The sequence below is a fragment of the Streptomyces hygroscopicus subsp. hygroscopicus genome, assembly GCF_001553455.1.
GTDB classification, from domain to species: domain Bacteria; phylum Actinomycetota; class Actinomycetes; order Streptomycetales; family Streptomycetaceae; genus Streptomyces; species Streptomyces hygroscopicus.
This window is the reverse complement of sequence record NZ_BBOX01000317.1, coordinates 1-16,988: the sequence shown is the minus strand read 5'-3', so window position 1 is coordinate 16,988 and position 16,988 is coordinate 1. Positions and strand designations below refer to the sequence as shown.

Genomic DNA, 16,988 nt, shown 5'->3' with positions numbered 1-16,988 from the left:
CTGTGACGAACCCCCAGGACCCGCAGGACGTTCCGGACTCTCAGGACATGCCGGGCGCATCGGCCGCGCCCGCCGGCGGGGGCCCGGTGGCACCACCCCTCGGCTGCCCCGCCCACGCCGGCGCCGCGCTGCTGTACGGACCGGATTACCTGCGGAATCCGACCGAGAGCTACCAGCGGATGCGGAAGGAACACGGACAGGTCGCGCCGGTCCTGCTCGAATCCGATGTGCCCGCGTGGCTCGTCCTCGGCTACCGCGAAGTGCGCCAGGTCATCACCGACGTCCAGACCTTCGGCCGTGACTCACGCCGCTGGAACCGCTGGGACGAGGTGCCGTCCGACTGGTCCCTCATGCCCTGGGTGACCCACAGCCCCATGATGCACTTCACCGAGGGGGACGAGCACCGGCGGCGGTCGGCGGCCGTCAGCGACGCCCTCTCCGCCGTCGATCCCTTCGAACTGCGCGCGCACTGCGAGCGTTTCGCGGACTGGCTGATCGACAAGTTCATCGGCAGCGGCACGGCGGACCTGGTGCTGGACTACGTCTACTCGGTGCCCGCCCTCGCCATGGGCCAGATGTTCGGCCTGCCCGAGGAGCGGCTGGAGTACATGGCGGAGGCCCTGACCGTCTCCCTGCTGTCCACCGAGGACGCCATGGCGGCCCAGCGGCGGGCCGCCGGGGTGGTGGAGGAACTGGTGCGGGCCAAGCGCGAGTCGCCGGGCCCGGACATCACCTCCCGGTTCATCCACAACTCCCCCGACCTCACCGACGAGCAGCTGGTCGGGGACCTGATGGTGATGATGGCCGCGGGCATGCCCGCCACGTCCTACTGGATCGGCAACACCGTCCGGCTGATGCTCACCGACAGCCGGTTCGCGGTGACCCTCGCGGGCGGCCGCAGGAGCATCGGCGAGGCCATGAACGAGGTGCTGTGGGCGGACTCCCCGCTCCAGAACGTCATCGGACGCTTCGCCACCCGGGACACCACGCTCGGCGGACAGCGCATCCGCGCCGGCGACCTCCTCGTCCTCGGCCTGGCCGCCGCGAACGCGGACCCGCTGCTGTGGCCCGACTCCACGGCGGGCTTCGCCGGGAACAACGCGCACGTGGCCTTCACCGGCGGCGACTACGGGTGCCCGACGGGCGCGCCCGAACTGGGCAAGATCATCTCGGAGACGGCGATCGAGGTGCTGCTGGACCGCATCCCGGACCTGACGCTGGCCGTCGCCCCCGAGGAACTGGAGTGGGCCGACTCCCTGTGGTACCGCTGCCTGGTCTCCTTCCCGGTCACCTTCACCCCGGCACCGGCCGCGGGCCGGGCGGCGTCCGACGGCTCTTGACGCCCGCGGCGGGCTGTTCCCCGAAGGGGCGCGGGACTGTGTCGATGTACGGCTCCGCCGCGTGGCGGGGCTCTCCTTCACCACGGCCTCCAGTGCGGCCCGGTTGAGCCCGGCATCCGTGGCGTGCTCGGTGACAGCGGCCTGGCTCTCTGCGGCGGCCTCGCGCGAGCGCTTCCACTGGGCGGTGTGCTCGTCGCCGTCGAGGCCGCGGAGCTGGATGTGAGCGTCGTCGGCCGCTTGCTAACGTTCGATGAGTCCGGCTGGGATTTCCACGGGGCGGATCATCCGACCTGAGCGCTGCTGGCCTGCATGAGTCCTTTGACAGGAGAGGCGCGGCCTTCGCTTTCATCGGCCGCATGGCCTCGCTCACGTCAACGCCCCGTGAGCTCGGGGACGTCACGGGGCGTTGAGCGGAGTACCGTTCCAAGTGTCGAAGCCAGGAACGGAGATTAATTATGCCGCAGTGGTCCGACTACAGTAACGGCGAACGAATCAAGATCCTCCGTGGGACAGAGATCACACAGGGCGATCTCGCCGAGAAGACTGGTCTCTCGATCGCCACGATCCAGGCAGCCGAGCAAGACAAGCGGCTGTCGCTGCCAACGCTCATGAAGCTCGCCGCAGCATTGAGCGTCGACACGTCCGTAATCGTCGGGCAGCAAGCACCTCGCCGCGCAATGCGGCAAGAAGACCGCACCATGATGCGGGATCTGTCGCACGCAGTGCACGACACCGCAACCGGGACCCCCCCAGTCGTCGAGGCTCCGGACCTCGACGAGCTTGCGAAGATCACTCGGCAGGGATGGGAACTGTACTGGAAAGGCCGCTACTCAGAGGCTGGCTCGCTCGCTGCGCCACTGCTGCGCTCGGCCGCCGCGCGGCTGTACGAGCAGCCTGTCGGCGAACAGTCCGAGGCATGGGGCGCTGTGGCCGACGCGTACCGCATCTGCGCGTACGTCGCCAACCTCATGGGGGTACGCGATCTTGCGTATGCTGCGATCGGGCATGCGCAGCGCGCCGCCGAGAACGCGGGCGATGAATTGCGGCAGGCCCTGGTCACCTCGGGCCGGTCGTGGGTGTACCTGCGCGATGCTCGCCTACCGGAGGCGCTCGAACTCGCCGAGAAAGCCGCGGTCGACATCGAGCCGCGGTTCTCGCGGGCGACGCCCGAGCAGCTCACGGTCTACGGCTCGCATGTCAACTTCGCCGCGGTCGTCGCCTCGCGTATGGGCAACAAGGACCGGGCGGCCGACTACCTATCACAGTCACACGCGGCGGGCGCCCGCATGGGGCGGGAAGTTCGGGCACACGGAACGCTGTTCGGGCCGGTCTCTGCCTCGACACAGGCAGTCGGTATCAACGTCTCGCTGGGCCAGACCGGTAAGGCGCTCGCACTGATCGAGGAGATCTCCAAGGACGACACAGGGCAGCTTAGCGAGGCTGCGCAGCACCGGTACGCGCTCGATAAGGCTATGGCGCAGGCTGACGCGAAGATGTGGGATGCCAGCCTCGACACGCTTGAGGGTGCACTGCGCTCGGCGCCGCATTGGGCCCGGCACCAGGCGCTGCCGCAGGTGATCGTGTCGAAGGTCGGCCGGGCGTCGACGACCCGCCTTCGGCGCGTGTCCAAACTGATCGGTGCCGGTCCGGCTATGTCCGGGTTCCCGGCTCCGACACCTAAGACCGCGCTCTGACTACGGTCCCGTCATACGTCGCGTACGACTCTTCGCCCGCCTCTCGGCGTCGAGTCGTATGCGACGAGCGATTTCGCCTTCTACAGGTTCCGAAAGTCGTACGCCCTCGATCTGTACCGATACTCACGGTAGCGGCACGGTTACATTCATGTCCGAGACATGGGGTACGACCACCAGGAGTCCGGCGCAGTCTCGCCGACTCCGCGCCTTACACAACGCCGCCAACTGGCGTACGACAGTTGTCTTGTACGCCTGCACCACCGACCCTCACACGATGGTGACCAAGGCAGTCGAGACGCTGAGCCGCCACGCGACCGCTCGCGAATGGGAGGTCGCCGAGGTCATCACCGACACGTCGCCTCTGCCGATGCCGATCTTCGAGCGCGAGCAGTGGACGGCCGTCAAGGAAGCGATCAACGACAGGCGCGCCGAGGGCATCGTCGCTCTGCGAGGGCATGTCTGCGTGGCGGGCACGGCAACTTATGCCGAGCTGTTGGACTGGCTGGCATACCGCGCCGCATTCCTCTCCGTCGCCGAGGTCACGTCGGGTGACCGTGCCGAGAGGGCGCCAGTATGAGCGCTCCGGACGCGCTGCCACACCGTACCTCCGGCACGGCAGAACAGATCAGCGGCTCGGCGTGCGATGCGAGTGGAGCCTTGCCGTGGGCACTGCCGCACACCGGAGACGTCGAGACCCTGGCTCAGACGACCATCGAAATCCACAACTCGGGTCCGCAGGGCTCCTCTTTCATCACTCGGCACGGCAGCCAGCTCCCCTGCAACTCGGTGGAGTCGAAGGCCCGCCTTGAGCTGGGCGGAGTGTCGTGACCGCCACCGCCCGGCCCTCCGCTGTCGGACGGCCGGCCTACAGCCAGTCTCTCCCCCGTGAGCCGCAGTCCGCCGCTCTCGCCCGGCGGATGGTGCGGACCGTGCTGGACACCTGGCGCCTGCCCCAGCTCGTCGGCGAGGCGGAGCACGTCGTCGCTGAGCTGGTCTCCAACGCCGTCGACCACGCTCGTGGCCGGTACCTGCGCGTCACCGTGACCCGCATCGGCGAATGCCGCGTGCGTATCGCGGTCATCGACAAGAGCCACGACAAACCAGAGCCGAAGACCGCCCTGTCCACTGATGAGCGCGGGCGCGGCCTGGCTGTGATCGAGGCGTTCGCGCAGGGATGGGGCGTCGACACGCTCCAGTGGGGGAAGCGGGTTTGGGCTGTCCTGGGGGACAGGGTGGGGGAGGACGAGCGGTGACTGGTCCGACCGTGTCCGCGCAACAGGCCACCCACTCTTCGGGTGTTGCCCGTTGGGCCTCCCCTGAGAGCGCGGGCCATAGCGTTGGCGTGCTCGAGAAGGCGGCCGCCATACTCGACGTCATCGAACGGGGCTCAGCCTCCTCGGCCGAGATCGCCGAAGCTGCCGGAATCTCACGCGGTACGGTGTTCCGGCTGGTCGGAGCCATGGCCCGGCTGGGACTGGTTACCCAGGAGGGAGGCCGGATCACCCTCGGGCCGCGCATCGCCCAGCCGGCGGCTGCGGGTGACGGCGTTCCCGCGGCGAACGCATGGGCCGACAGGCTCGTCGCCTTGCGTGATGCGACCGGCGCATTCGCCGTCCGCCTCCACCAGCTCCACAGCCCCGCCACACGGGTCTGTATCGCTGAGGTCCTGGACCTTCACGCATCGCAGCGCTCACAGCTCGGCATACTCGCGTCTCTCAGGGCCGACCCCGTCACGGTGACGTTCCTCGCCTGGCAGTCGAGCCAGCCCGGTGGCGCACGAGTTCCCGCCGCCGTCCCGTACAGGGACGAGACGCTGACCCGGACTCGGCGCCGGGGCTGGACGCAGGGCTTCAGCGGCCGTGACCACTGTGTCGCCATTGTCGCTGCCCCTGTCCTGGACCGGCGTGGGCGGGCTGTGGCCGTCCTGGAGATCTCGGGCCCGGTCGCGGTCCTCACCGCTACTCCGGGGTGGACGCATGGCAGGTCGTTGATCGCCGTTGCCTCGGAGAGCGACGTGATCAGTGAATGCCTCTACCGCAGAGGCGCAGCAGTGCCCGGCGCGACGGCACAGACGGTGAGCAGCCTGCACCTGCTGACCACCACGCGGAGGACCGGATGACCACAGCGTTCCGCGGCACGATCCGGCCTCCGCGCGAGGGCGAGGCGCCCGCTGCTGCCGCGTTGGTCGTGGGGGCCTACCTGCGGGCCTTACGGCTCTCGCACGGCGTGACCGGCAGTGATGCCGCGTGGGCTATCGGCAGCTCAGCGGCCAAGGTGTCGCGGCTGGAGACCGGCCGCCTGCACCGGATGGAGGATGCCATCGCGCTCCTGGAGCACTACGGCATCGATGACGAACCCGACGTGCGGCCCGCATTGGAACACCTGCTGCAGACGCCGCACCGGAACGTGCTGTACGACACGGTGCCGGGGTGGCTGGACCGGCTCCACGCCTGCCAGCGCCAGGCGGAGAGCATGGTCATCTACACCGCGCACACCTTGCCGGACATCGTGCGTATCCCGGACTATCCGGTGGACGCGCTGACGCAGCGTCTCCGCGCCGACCTGCACGGCCATATTCCGCCACGCGCACCGCTGACCGCCGGCACCGGCGGGGATGTGACGTTGCTGCTGGACGAGATGGTGTTGCACAGGCCCCTCGGCCACCCGGACATGAGGGCCGACCAGCTCACGCATCTCCAGATGCTCACCAGCACGGAGCAGGGGCCGCGGATTCTGCTGGTGCCCCGGTGGGCCCTGGTCATACCGCCGTCCGGCCTCCTGCACCGGATGACGCTCCACGGGCACGAGCTGGTAGCGAAGGAGTGGAGCGGCTTCGTCCTCTACTACACCGGCGACGCGGTGGCGCACTGGCAGCACCGAATCCGAGCCGCCATGGCCGCCGCCGTACCCCTCGGCCAGGCAGCCGTGTCCCTACCCGATGAGCGTGCCCAGGACAAGGAACGCACCGATGGACCGAGACCTCGGACGCACCTGGTGCGCCCTGAGAGCCGTCTGTCCCTTGCGCCAGGAGGCGAGGCAGTCCTGTGAGCGCCCCCGCTTAACGTGCGGACGGCCGCCGGTGGATCAGCTTGGGCCTGCTGTTCGGCGGCCACTCGCGCGGGCTCCCCGGCCCGCCCGGGGCCTACGCCACCGGTGGCGACCGCAGCCACCTACGAGACCAGCGAAAGGGTCCGCGATGAGACCCCGTACTGCGCAACTGCTCTACGTCCTGGCTGTGGCCACGCTCCTGGGCGTGCTCAGCTACGGCATCACCCACCCATGAACCCCAGCCGGCCGGGGGTGCTCGTGAGCCCCGGCTGGGTGGCCCCGGGCTGTTTCCGGCCGCCGCTCCTCATCCTCTCGGGCGAGGGCGGCCGTAGCCGTCACGACAGCGACAGAAGAGGAGGGCGCACGTGCAGCGCCGATGGGCCCTCGGCGAGTGCTGGCTGTGGTGCGAGCGCACAGCCGTCCCGGTGCTGTGGCTCGGGCCGGCCCTCTGGGATGGCGGCAGGGCAGTGGAACCCGGCGCCCACCCGACGCGGCACTCGGGTCACCAGCCTGCCCGTGACCAGTCGCGGAACACGAAACGGGCCGCCGACTCCGTCGGCAGCCCGTCGAGAAAGATCGAGGCTGCCGTGTATGACGCCACCGGACGGCACTGGTCTTTCGCACTGGTCCACACGCGAGTTGGCGAAGTACCTGAAGCGGACTGAGGACGTCACCGTGTCCTGCACTGCATCGCGCGGATCTGGCGGGAGGAGAATCTCAAGCCGCACCGGTCGGGCACCTTCAAGTTTGCGAAGGACATTCGCAGCCACCGAGAAGCGCACTCACGACTCGTCAATAACAACGCGAAATGACGCAATGAGGATTACGAGACGCTCGTCAGCGCCTGATATGCGGGGTAAATGAGCGTCGCTGTGTTTCGGTCAAACTCGGTGGGCGTGGGTAGAGCTCGCCGCTTCCATCGGTGGCGGTGAAGTCGACTCCGCCCCATCCTTCGCAAGCTAAGCTAACCCCGCGAGGAGTCGGCGGTTAGCCATTCGCTCACGGTGTGGATGACAAACCTTTGCCATTCCTGGCTCTGAGGATTCAGATACTGTGGATCATTGTCTACAGCGAAACCGTGCTGCGCCCCTTCAATCTCGATGATTTCGCAAGGGGCCCTGAACTTCTGCACGGCAGCCCGCGACAATCCAATAGGTACGAATGTGTCTTCGGTTCCGTGTACGATCAGGGTCGGAGCTAGCACCTCGTCAAGTACCTCATGCGGATGAAACCAGAACACCTCGTTGAACAAAGGCCGCCCATGCCTCAGCGTCGGCGTGAATTGGATGAATCCTTGTTCGTTGAGTTGTTGCGCCGACTCTTCGCTGATTGAATCATTGACCCAATAGGCTCGCGTGTCGATGGTGCGCCATTTGTAATCCAGCTGAGGATTGAAGAGTACCAATCGCGAAATGTCTGCCGAGCGCTTAGCGGCATAGTATGCGCAGATGCCGCCACCGAAACTGGCGCCCAACAACGTGATTTCTCGAGCGCTAGCGGTTTCGCGGACATAAGTGATGGCTGCGCGGATATCATTCAGGACCGTGGCCAGGGTCAGCTCTTCCTGCCGACCCTCACTTTCGCCGTGACCGCGCATGTCGAACCGGAGGGACGCCACACCACTTTCGGCCATTCCAGCGGCCAGGCGCGTGAAGAACCCGCCTTCTTCCCGAGTGACGCCACCGCCGTGCACGAGCACGACAGCGGCCGAGGCCGGCGTATCGGGGCGCACGAGTGTGCCAGCCAGGTGCAGGCCATCGAGCGTCCGAAGCGTCACGCTCTCAGATGTAGGCATAGTGCGAGCCTAGCGCTGAGGTATCGATATGCGACTCCGCCGGCTCCAGGCCCCGGGGCCCGGGGGCGAAGCCCTTGGTAGCGGGAAGGGATCAGGAGGGGGACAGGGCCCAGTCGTAGTAGCGCGGGCCTTTCGCTCCGTTGCCGGCGCTGTGGCGGTGCCAGGCCGTGGCGGGCAGACGGCCAGCGATGGTGTCCGCGCGGACGGGAGTGCGGCCGTGGTTGATGCGGCCCCGAATCGAGCAGGCGATGGCCATGACGTAGCCGATGCCGCGTTTTCCAGGGTTGTTCGCAGCTGCGGGTCCTGGCCGTAGGCCTCGTCGCCGGTCACCCAGGAGGCGGTGATACCGCCGTCGAGCGCGGCAGCGATCATCTCACCGGCCAGGCGGGGCTTGGTGGCGAAGTCCACCTCGTCGGGTATCCCGGCAGCCCGGCGGCGCTCGGGATCGGTGCACCAGGAGTGCTCGGGCAGGTAGAGCCGGCGGTCGATCAACGCCCGTCCCCGGCGGGTGGCGTAGGCGAGGAACACCGGCCCGGGCCGGGCGTGAGCGGCTTGCACCGACGTGGCTGTTCTCGATGCGTCCGGCGGTGCCGGTGTACTGCCGTTGCACGCCCGCCGAGGCGGACCCCTTCTTCACGAAGCCGGTCTCGTCCACGACCAGGACACCGCCGTCGGTGCCGAGGTGTGCGGCGGCGTAGGCGCGCAGGTCATCGCGGACGGCATCGGCGTCCCAGCGGGCGTAGCGCAGCAGGCGCTGCATCGGCCCGGGCCGGGCGTGACCGGCTTGTTCGGCCAGCTGCCAGCAGTTCTTCCGCTCAACGTCCGACAGCAGCCCGAGCAGATAGGCGCGGGCCGTCCTCCGCGGCTCAACCCGCCTGAACCGGCCCGCTATCCGGGCCGTGACCCGGTCGAACAGCGCGCACCAGCGGGCAGGGTCTACGCTATGGCTCGCCGCCACCGCACGATCTTCAGGAGTCCACACAACCCCCGATGATCAGGCGGTGGCCGTACCCGTTCCCGGCCGGGTCCGCGACAAGATCGCGAAGTCAGACGGGAGTCCTAACCCCGAGCGACCTCAGCGGTGTGTGCGGGGGTGTAGCGCTCGCCCGTCACCTGGTCGCTCAGCGGGTCCAGCGCGGCCAGTGCCTCGGCGTCCAGGGTGAGCTCCAGCGCGGCCGCGTTCTGCTCCAGCCGGGCCGGGCTGCGGGTGCCCGGAATAGCCGCCACCGCCACCCCGAGCCGCTCGGTCTGGGCGTACACCCAGGCCAGCGCCACCTGGGCCGGGGTGGCACCCAGCCGGTCGGCCACCTCGCGCACGGTCTGCGCGATCTTCTCGTTGGCCTCGCCCGCCTCGCCGGCGAAGCGGGGGTTGGTGCGCCGGAAGTCCTTCTCGCCCAGCGCGGAGCGGTCCAGGGCGCCGGTCAGGAACCCCCGCCCCAGCGGCGAGTACGGCACCAGCCCGACCCCCAGCTCGGCCATCACCGAGGTGACCGCCTCGACGTCGCGGGTCCACAGCGAGTACTCGCTCTGCACCGCGGTGATCGGGTGCACCGCGTGCGCCCGGCGCAGCAGCTCGCCGTCGACCTCGGACAGGCCCAGATGGCGGACCTTGCCCGCCTCGACCAGCTCGGCCATCGCCCCGACGGTCTCCTCGATCTCCACGTCCTGGGGCGGGCGGTGGGCGTAGTACAGGTCGATCACCTCGACGCCCAGCCGCAGCAGCGAGGCGTCGCAGGAGCGCAGCACGTAGTCCCGGGCGCCGCGGATGCGGCGTGCCCGGTCGCCGGCGCTGCGGTCGATGCCGAACTTGGTGGCCAGCTGCACCTGGTCCCGGCGGCCGTGGATGGCCCGGCCCACCAGCACCTCGTTGTGCCCGGTGCCGTAGGCGTCGGCGGTGTCCAGGAACGTGATGCCCAGTTCCAGGGCCCGGTCGATGGTGGCCAGGCCGCCGTCCCAGTCGGCGGCGCCGTAGCTCTCGCTCATCCCCATGCACCCCAGGCCCATCGCGCTGACGGTGAGACCGGGTGAGCCGAGCGTGGTTCGGGTGATCATGCGCGGATACTCCTCCTGCCCAGCGGACCGGGTGGTACCTCGAGGGCTGACGAACGCCTCGGACGCTAGGACTTGGAGCGCGCTCGAAGTCAAGCCGGAGGGCCGGCCCCCGCCGGCGGGGGCCGGCGCGGCGGGAGCGGGTAAGAGTGAAGCGGTCCACCGGCAGCAGGTCGCCACAGGGCCCGGACACCGCGTATTTCCCGGCCGTCTTCACCGGCGGGTGCAGCGGCCCAGCGGCCGGACCCGTTCCCAGCAGGGTCAGCGACAAGATCGCGAAGCCGACTGGAGTACTAGCGGCTCGGCTCCTCCTCCGGCGGCCAGACGTCGCCCCAGGCCACATCGCGGGCGGCCCGGTACAGCGGCCCCTGACGCTTGGTCACCGTGGTGCGTCCCAGCCCCTCCTCCGGGGCGCACAGATCCATCAGCACCTGGCCCTTGCGGATCTGCGGGCGGCGCACCACCCGTGCCCCGGCGGGCGCGGCGTCGAACCGTACGGCCGCGACATAGCTGAACTTCTCGTCCTCGTACGGCAGCGAACCCCCCTTGACCTGCCGGTGGAGGGAGGAGCGGCGGACCCGGGCGGCGAAGTGGCACCAGTCGGCGCCGGGCTCGATCGGGCAGACCGCGCCGTGCGGACAGGGGGCGACGATCCGCAACCCGGCCGCCAGCAGCCGGTCCCGTGCCTCGCGGATCCGCAGATAGCCGTCCGGGGTGCCCGGTTCGATCAGCACCACGGCCTGGGCCGCGCGTCCCGCCTCGGCCACGACGGCCCGACGGTCGGCGTCGGTCAGCTCGCCCAGCACATAGCTGACGGTGACGAGGTCGGTGCCGTCCGGCAGGGCGAGGCCGTCGCCGATGGCCCGGCGCTGCCAGCGGGCGCCGCGCAGCGCCTCGGAGGGCGCCTGCCGGGCCAGTTCGCGGCCGAGGGCCAGCGCGGGCTCGGCCCAGTCCAGGACCGTGGTGGTGTGCCCGCCCCCGGGCCACGCGGCGGCCACCGCCCAACTCGCCGCGCCGGTACCGCCGCCGATGTCGATGTGGGAGGCCGGGGCCCAGGCGGGCGTCCGGGCGCGGAAGGCGGTGAGGGCGGCGCGCACGGCCTCGAAGGTCGCGGGCATCCGGTACGCGGCGTACGCGGCGACGTCCGAGCGGTCGCGCAGCACGGGCGCGTCGGTCGGGGTGCGCCCCCGGTAGTGGCCGATCAGCCGGTCGACCGCCTGGGCCGCCTGGCGGGGTGGCAGACCGTCGAGGAGACCGGCGAGCGCGGTGTGCGGCGTCTCGTCGGTGCGGGCGGTGTCGGGGGCGTGCATTCGGTGGATTCTACCGGCCGGGAGAGGGCCGCAGACGCCGAGACGGAACGTCTCGCCTCGCTGTGGAGCGCGCTTCGCTACATTGGCCGACATGGTCGACAAAGCAGTGCCCGACGCCACCCGCCGCAGCCAACGCTCGCACCGCGCGATCCTCGACGCCGCTCTCGAACTCGTCGGCGAGATGGGCTATCCCCGGCTCACCATCGAGGCCATCGCCGCCCGCGCCGGGGTCGGCAAGCAGACCATCTACCGGTGGTGGCCCTCCAAGGCCGCGGTCCTGCTCGACGCCTTCGAAGTGCTCGGCGAGCGGGCCGCCCGGGAGGCGGGCGGCGACGCGGCCTCGGAGATCCCCGACACCGGCGACCTCGCGGCGGACCTGAAGCGGGTGCTGCGGGCGACGGTCGACGAGCTGACCTCGCCCGCCTATGACCTGCCGATCCGCGCGCTGACCGCCGAGGGCGTGATCAATGCCGAGGTGGGCGCGGAGTTCGTCAGCCGGATCCTGGAGCCGGGGCTGCGGCTGTACGCCACGCGGCTGACCGCCGCGCAGGAGGCCGGTCAGGTGGCGGCGGACATCGATCCGCGGATCGCCCTGGAGCTGCTGGTCGGCCCGCTCACCCACCGCTGGCTGCTGCGCACGGGGCCGCTCACCCACGCGTACGCGGACGCCCTGGTCGAAACGGCGCTGCGGGGCCTCAGCCCCCGCTGAACGCGACGCACCGGGGCGGCCCCGTGCGGGGCCGAATGTGGCCGGGCCGCCCGCGCGGCGCGGTGTGCCCGCGCGGACCCGGTCGAGCGCCCGTGGCGGTGTCGCCCACGTCTCGGCGTCCCCCGCGGCGTCACCCCCGTTTCGGCGCTCGCGGTGGTCGTACGGGCGTGGCGGTCAGGCGTCCCGGTGCGTCCGTGATGATGCCGTCGCAGCCCAGCCGCAGCATCCGGTCCCGCTGTGCCGGGGTGTTCACGGTGTGGGCCCACACCCGCGGTACCCCGGAGGTGACGGCCCGCCGCACATCCGTGTCCCGCGCCCGGTGGTCGATGTCCAGCAGATCGACGGTCCCGCGCCAGTCGCGCGGGGTGTCGGTGCGCATCTGCCGGGCGGACCGCCACAGCTGGGCCAGCAGCCCCCTGCGGTGCGCCTCGCGGGCCACCTCGGGGCGGTTGGTGTTGACGTAGACCGAGCGGGTCAGACCCCGGTCGCGGATCATCGTCGCCAGCCGTGGCAGGCTCTCCGGGTCCTTGGCCTCCACCATGAGGGTGATCCGGCCGCCGAACCGGTCCAGCGCCTCGGCGACCGTCGGCGGACGCTCGGGCCGCCAGGTGCCGCGCAGTGAGCGGGCGGGGAGCAGCCGGACCGTACGCCACTGGGCGGCGGTCAGGTCCCGTACGGGCCCGGTCCGGTCGGTCGTGCGGTCCAGTGTCGCGTCGTGCATCACCACGAGCGTGCCGTCCCGCAGCATGCGGGTGTCGAAGTCGAGGACCTGGGCGTCACGCCGGGCGAAGGCGGTGGCCAGCCCGGACATGCTGTTCTCGGGCACCTCCAGGGCCCCGCCGCGGTGCGCCGTGTAGGTGACGCCGGGCTGCCCGGCGACCGGGGCCAGGATGAGCGGGGGCGGCGAGTGCGCGGGTTCGGCGGCCGGGGGTGCCGGGCGGCGTGCGAACGGCCGGGCGGCGGGGTGGGCCGCGACGGCCGCCGGTATGGAGAGGCCGAGCACCACGACCGCGGTCGATACGCGCCTGCTGATCATAAACGGAACGCTAGGGGCGTGACGTCCCTTATGCCCTGCTATCCGCATCCGGACGGGGTGCTCTCCCGTACCCCGGATGCGGACACCGGCCACTTCGGGAGCAGGATGGTGGCAGCATTGATCGGGTACCGGCGGTACCGCCGGGCCGGCGGTGAAGCGAGGCGGTAGATGGAACGCAAGGGCAGGTTCTCCCAGTGGCTGCGTCGGCCGAGGAGCCAAGCGGGCGGCGACGAGGGCACGGGAGCGGGCGCCGGCGGCGTCCGCGAGGACCTGCTCCTGGCCGCCGCCGCGGCGGGATTCCCGCTCGCACCGGCCGCCCACCCCTCCGGTTACGGCTGCTCCTGTGACCGCATCGGCTGTCCCACCCCCGCCCGCCACCCCGTCTCGTTCGCCTGGCAGACCCAGGCGACCACCGACCCGGACCGGGTCGCGCAGTGGCTGCGCGCCGATCCGCAGGCCAACTTCATCACCGCCACCGGCATCGTCCACGACGTGCTCGACGTGCCCGTGGACGCCGGGCGGCTGGCCCTGGAGCGGCTGGGCACGGCCGAGGTCGAGGTCGGACCGGTGGCCACCAGCAGCGGCGATCTCCAGCAGGGCCGGATGCTGTTCTTCACCGCCACCCGGGGCACCCCCGACGACGAGGACGAGTGGTGGCCCTGTGAGCTGGACTGCCACCCCGAGACCATGGACGAGCACCCGGGGCTGCGCTGGCACTGCCGGGGCAGCTACGTCCTCGTACCGCCCGCGCGGCTTCCCGGTGACGGCCATGTGGGCTGGCTGCTCGGCCCCGAGCGGCCACTGCCGGACCCCCTGACCCTGCTGGAAGCGCTCACCGACGCGTGTGCCCAGTTCGCCGACGAGGACCAGGACCACGACTCGGCCGCCTGGCCGATAGGGCGGTAGGGCGGTAGGCCGGTAAGGCGGTAGACCGACAGGGCGGTAGGGCGTCAGCGGCCTGGGCCCGGGGATCGGGGCGCAGGGCCCGGGCCCCGGGGTCATTCGCCCTTGGCGGCGGTGACGCCCTCCAGCCGGTTGAGGAAGACCACCTTCGGATCCGCCGCGTCCTTCGCCGGGACCCGTACCGCCGACTCGGCGACCCGGGTCAGCGTCACCGCCTTCTTCGCCTCGCCCGTCATCAGCGCCTTGATCTGCGGATCGGGGTTGGGCCGGAAGCCCTTGGCCATGGTCTGCTTCTGCCGGTGGTGCGAGGCGAAGAACACGATCGCCCCGCCGTCCGACGTGCGCAGCCCCACCGGCGCGTACTGCGCGCCCTGCGCCGGGGTGTCGATGTACTCCGTCCAGAACTTCGGGGTGCGCACGAACTTCTTCCGCGCCTGCCGGAGCCCCGAGGTCGACTGGCCCCCGGCGAACACCGAGCCCTTGCCCGTCATCAGGTAGTCGGTGTACTCCGCGCTCAGCTCGTCCGGACGGGCCGCCAGCTTCGGGGCCGGTCCGGAAGCCGGGACCGGCTCGGCCCAGCCCTCCTCGTCGGTCGCGAAGTCCGGCACTTCGTCCTGGCTGAGGATCGACAGGTACGCGGCCTTCCACGGCTCGTCCGCGCCGTTGCGGGTGAAGACGAACAGCCAGCGGTTGGCGTCACGGTTGCTGTCGGTGTCCGCGACGAAGAACTTGGGCCAGCCCACCTGCTTGGGGATGAGGTACGTGACGTCGGACAGCTTCAGCGGTGAGTACGAGGGGTTGCCGCCGGGGGAGCCCGCGTGCTGGGCCGTGAGGTCGGCGGTGCTGATCGCCCCCAGCGGGCCCGTCTCCACCTGGTTCGCCAGCGACGGATCCAGCTCCCGGTACGCCTTGTTGTACGTGTCGAGGAACCGCTTGAGCGCCTCGGGCGCCTCAGCCTTGTCCACCGACGGGATGTTCTCCCGCTCGCCGTGCACCGTCACGCACCCCGTCAGCGTCATCCCCAGCGTCAGGACCACCGCTGCGGTCGGAACTGCGAACTGCCGACGGGGTGACCTGCGTGTCATGGGGCTCCGGCTCCCGCTTCCTGGGACCTGCTGTGGACGGCGACACCCTACCGGGGCGCAGGAACAGCGCGAGCGTGGGGACCAGGTAGAGCGCCCACATCCACAGTTGAAGCTCGGTCGGGTCCGGCTGGAAGTTGAACACACCCTTGAGCAGCGTTCCGTACCAGGAGTCCGGCGGGACGGTCGAGCTGATGTCGAAGGCCACGGACGTCAGCCCCGGGAGCCAGTCGGCCTCCTGGAGGTCGTGGAACCCGTACGCCAGCACCCCCGCCGCCACTACGACCAGCATCGCGCCGGTCCAGGTGAAGAACTTCGACAGGTTGATCCGGAGCGCGCCCCGGTAGAACAGCCAGCCCAGCGCCACCGCGGTGACCAGGCCCAGGACCACACCGATCAGCGGATCCGCCGTACCGTCGTTGCTCGCCCGCACCGCCGTCCACACGAACAGCGCGGTCTCCAGGCCCTCCCGGCCCACCGCGAGGAAGGCCGTGGCCACCAGCGCCCCGGTGCCCATCGCGAGCGCCGCGTCCAGCTTGCTGTGCAGCTCGGCCCGCAGATGGCGGGCGGTGCGCCGCATCCAGAAGACCATCCAGGTCACCAGGCCGACCGAGAGGATCGACAGCGAGCCGCCCAGCGCCTCCTGCGCCTCGAAGGTCAGTTCCTGGGAGCCGAATTCCAGCGCCGCGCCGAAGGACAGGCTCAGGGCCACCGCGGCGGCGATGCCGAGCCAGACCGGGCGCAGCGCGTCCCGGCGCCCGGTCTTGACCAGATAGGCGACCAGGATGCACACGACGAGGCTGGCTTCGAGCCCTTCGCGCAGACCGATCAGGTAGTTGCCGAACACGAGGTTCGCCTTCCTCTCGGGGATCCGTGGGGGTCCGGGGTCCGGGGTCCCGTGGGGGTCCGGGGTCCGGGGTCCGTCAGGAGAACAGCGCCCGGCCCCACCAGTCGTCCGCGTCCCGGACGCCCGGCGGGACGGCGAAGAGCGCCGAACCCACGTGCTGGATGTACTCGTTGAGCGCGTCGGAACGCGCCAGACGCCGCTGCACCGGCACGAACCCGTCCCGTACGTCGTGCTGGTAGGCGAGGAAGAACAGCCCCGCGTCCAGCCGCCCCAGGCCGTCCGTGCCGTCGGTGAAGGAGTAGCCGCGGCGCAGGATCCGGATCCCGCCGTTGGAGTCCGGATGCGCCAGCCGGACGTGCGCGGTGGGCAGCATCGCCCTCAGGTCCGGCTCGTCGTGCTCCCGCTGCTTGCCCTGCGGCGCACCCTCGCCCTTGTCCCGGCCGAAGACGTCCTCCTGCTCCTTCAGCGAGGCGCGGTCCCAGGTCTCGATGTGCATCCGGATCCGGCGCGCCACCAGGTACGACCCGCCCGCCAGCCACGCCGGGCCCGCCTTCTCGCTCACCCATACGTGCTTGTCCAGGGCGGCGGTGTCGGTGCCCGCGATGTTCCGGGTGCCGTCCTTGAAGCCCAGCATGTTGCGCGGGGTCTGCGCGTCCGGCGTGGTCGAGGAGGTCTTCCCGAAGCCCAGCTGCGACCAGCGGATGGCCACCCTGCCCATGCCGATACGGGCCAGGTTGCGGATGGCGTGCACGGCCACCTGCGGATCGTCCGCGCACGCCTGCACACACAGATCGCCGTCGCTGCGCGCCGGGTCGAGGTTGTCGCCGGGGAACGCGGGCAGGTCGATCAGCGCCTCGGGGCGGCGGCCGGCGATGCCGAAGCGGTCCTTGCCCTTCTTGTCCGTGAACAGCGTGGGCCCGAAGCCGATGGTCAGGGTGAGACGGGACGCCTTGAGGCCCAGCGCCTCGCCGGTGTCGTCCGGCGGGGCCTCCGCCAGATCGCTCACCGCGCCGCCGCCGACCGGGTGCCCCTGGGTCATCCGGGCCGCCGCCTTCGTCCACTCCCGCAGCAGCGCGATCAGCTCGGCGCGGTCGTCGGTGGTGACGTCGAACGCCGCGAAGTGCAGCCGGTCCTGCACCGCGGTGGCGATCCCCGCCTGGTGCGCCCCGTAGAAG

Annotated in this window: 17 protein-coding genes and 1 pseudogene; 10 read left to right on the top strand and 8 right to left on the bottom strand. The window is 70.6% G+C overall.

The genetic code is table 11. From position 1 onward, the window contains the following. Positions 1-2 precede the first annotated feature (2 nt). From AXW62_RS28935 to AXW62_RS28910, 8 genes are all read left to right on the top strand, one after another. The gene (locus AXW62_RS28935; RefSeq protein WP_174556445.1) at positions 3-1,340 is read left to right on the top strand and encodes a cytochrome P450; all 1,338 of its coding nucleotides are present in this window, start codon (positions 3-5) and stop codon (positions 1,338-1,340) included. A gap of 123 nt (positions 1,341-1,463) precedes the next feature. Further along, positions 1,464-1,634 carry a hypothetical protein gene (locus AXW62_RS44170; protein ID WP_159060986.1) on the top strand — a complete coding sequence of 57 codons (171 nt, stop codon included), beginning with the start codon at positions 1,464-1,466 and terminating at the stop codon, positions 1,632-1,634. 161 nt (positions 1,635-1,795) lie between these two features. Then, the gene (locus tag AXW62_RS28930; RefSeq protein ID WP_060947118.1) at positions 1,796-3,034 is read left to right on the top strand and encodes a helix-turn-helix domain-containing protein; all 1,239 of its coding nucleotides are present in this window, start codon (positions 1,796-1,798) and stop codon (positions 3,032-3,034) included. A 274-nt stretch (positions 3,035-3,308) separates the two neighbouring features. After that, positions 3,309-3,611 carry a hypothetical protein gene (locus AXW62_RS28925; RefSeq protein ID WP_060947117.1) on the top strand — a complete coding sequence of 101 codons (303 nt, stop codon included), beginning with the start codon at positions 3,309-3,311 and terminating at the stop codon, positions 3,609-3,611. A gap of 80 nt (positions 3,612-3,691) precedes the next feature. Further along, entirely contained in the window at positions 3,692-3,862 is a 171-nt protein-coding gene (locus AXW62_RS44165) for a hypothetical protein (protein ID WP_159060985.1), read from the top strand. Continuing rightward, a complete protein-coding gene (locus AXW62_RS28920) occupies positions 3,859-4,287 on the top strand; it encodes an ATP-binding protein (protein ID WP_060947116.1) in 429 nt (142 codons plus the stop codon). Before AXW62_RS44165 ends, AXW62_RS28920 begins: the two co-directional genes overlap by 4 nt. An 89-nt stretch (positions 4,288-4,376) precedes the next feature. Further along, a complete protein-coding gene (locus AXW62_RS28915) occupies positions 4,377-5,153 on the top strand; it encodes a helix-turn-helix domain-containing protein (RefSeq protein ID WP_060947115.1) in 777 nt (258 codons plus the stop codon). Then, positions 5,150-6,082: a Scr1 family TA system antitoxin-like transcriptional regulator gene (locus tag AXW62_RS28910; protein ID WP_060947114.1), complete on the top strand. Its 933-nt coding sequence runs from the start codon at positions 5,150-5,152 to the stop codon at positions 6,080-6,082. The genes AXW62_RS28915 and AXW62_RS28910 overlap by 4 nt, the downstream gene beginning before the upstream one ends. A gap of 964 nt (positions 6,083-7,046) precedes the next feature. Here the strand turns inward: AXW62_RS28910 and AXW62_RS28905 are convergent. The 4 genes and pseudogenes from AXW62_RS28905 to AXW62_RS28890 all read right to left on the bottom strand — a co-directional run bounded on the left by AXW62_RS28905 (position 7,047) and on the right by AXW62_RS28890 (position 11,236). Further along, on the bottom strand, positions 7,047-7,877 hold the full coding sequence (locus tag AXW62_RS28905; RefSeq protein ID WP_060947113.1) for an alpha/beta hydrolase: 831 nt from the start codon (positions 7,875-7,877) through the stop codon (positions 7,047-7,049). A gap of 106 nt (positions 7,878-7,983) precedes the next feature. After that, a pseudogene (locus AXW62_RS47490) lies at positions 7,984-8,793 on the bottom strand (IS701 family transposase); the annotation flags it as partial. Between the two features lie 143 nt (positions 8,794-8,936). After that, a complete protein-coding gene (locus AXW62_RS28895; RefSeq protein WP_060947112.1) occupies positions 8,937-9,929 on the bottom strand; it encodes an aldo/keto reductase in 993 nt (330 codons plus the stop codon). A gap of 290 nt (positions 9,930-10,219) precedes the next feature. Further along, positions 10,220-11,236, bottom strand: a complete 1,017-nt coding sequence (locus tag AXW62_RS28890; protein ID WP_060947111.1) for a small ribosomal subunit Rsm22 family protein — start codon at positions 11,234-11,236, stop codon at positions 10,220-10,222. Positions 11,237-11,327: 91 nt separating this feature from the next. Here AXW62_RS28890 and AXW62_RS28885 point away from each other — a divergent pair, with 91 nt between their 5' ends. Then, on the top strand, positions 11,328-11,945 hold the full coding sequence (locus AXW62_RS28885) for a TetR/AcrR family transcriptional regulator (RefSeq protein WP_060947126.1): 618 nt from the start codon (positions 11,328-11,330) through the stop codon (positions 11,943-11,945). 130 nt (positions 11,946-12,075) lie between these two features. Here the strand turns inward: AXW62_RS28885 and AXW62_RS28880 are convergent, their stop codons facing one another. Then, positions 12,076-12,981 carry a glycerophosphodiester phosphodiesterase gene (locus AXW62_RS28880; protein ID WP_060947110.1) on the bottom strand — a complete coding sequence of 302 codons (906 nt, stop codon included), beginning with the start codon at positions 12,979-12,981 and terminating at the stop codon, positions 12,076-12,078. A gap of 168 nt (positions 12,982-13,149) precedes the next feature. On the opposite strand from AXW62_RS28880, the gene AXW62_RS28875 reads away from it, so the two are divergent. Then, positions 13,150-13,887 carry a bifunctional DNA primase/polymerase gene (locus AXW62_RS28875; protein ID WP_030825610.1) on the top strand — a complete coding sequence of 246 codons (738 nt, stop codon included), beginning with the start codon at positions 13,150-13,152 and terminating at the stop codon, positions 13,885-13,887. A 92-nt stretch (positions 13,888-13,979) separates the two neighbouring features. Here AXW62_RS28875 and AXW62_RS28870 read toward each other — a convergent pair whose 3' ends face one another. From AXW62_RS28870 to efeB, 3 genes are all read right to left on the bottom strand, one after another. Further along, complete coding sequence (locus AXW62_RS28870) at positions 13,980-14,903, bottom strand: SCO2278 family lipoprotein (protein ID WP_466596042.1); 924 nt, start codon at positions 14,901-14,903, stop codon at positions 13,980-13,982. Further along, positions 14,836-15,813 (bottom strand): iron uptake transporter permease EfeU, encoded by a 978-nt coding sequence (gene efeU / locus AXW62_RS41595; protein ID WP_079115855.1) that lies wholly within the window; start codon positions 15,811-15,813, stop codon positions 14,836-14,838. The genes AXW62_RS28870 and efeU overlap by 68 nt, the downstream gene beginning before the upstream one ends. Before the next feature lie 76 nt (positions 15,814-15,889). After that, positions 15,890-16,988: iron uptake transporter deferrochelatase/peroxidase subunit (efeB, locus tag AXW62_RS28865; protein WP_060947108.1), on the bottom strand; the 1,099-nt coding region annotated here is incomplete at its 5' end.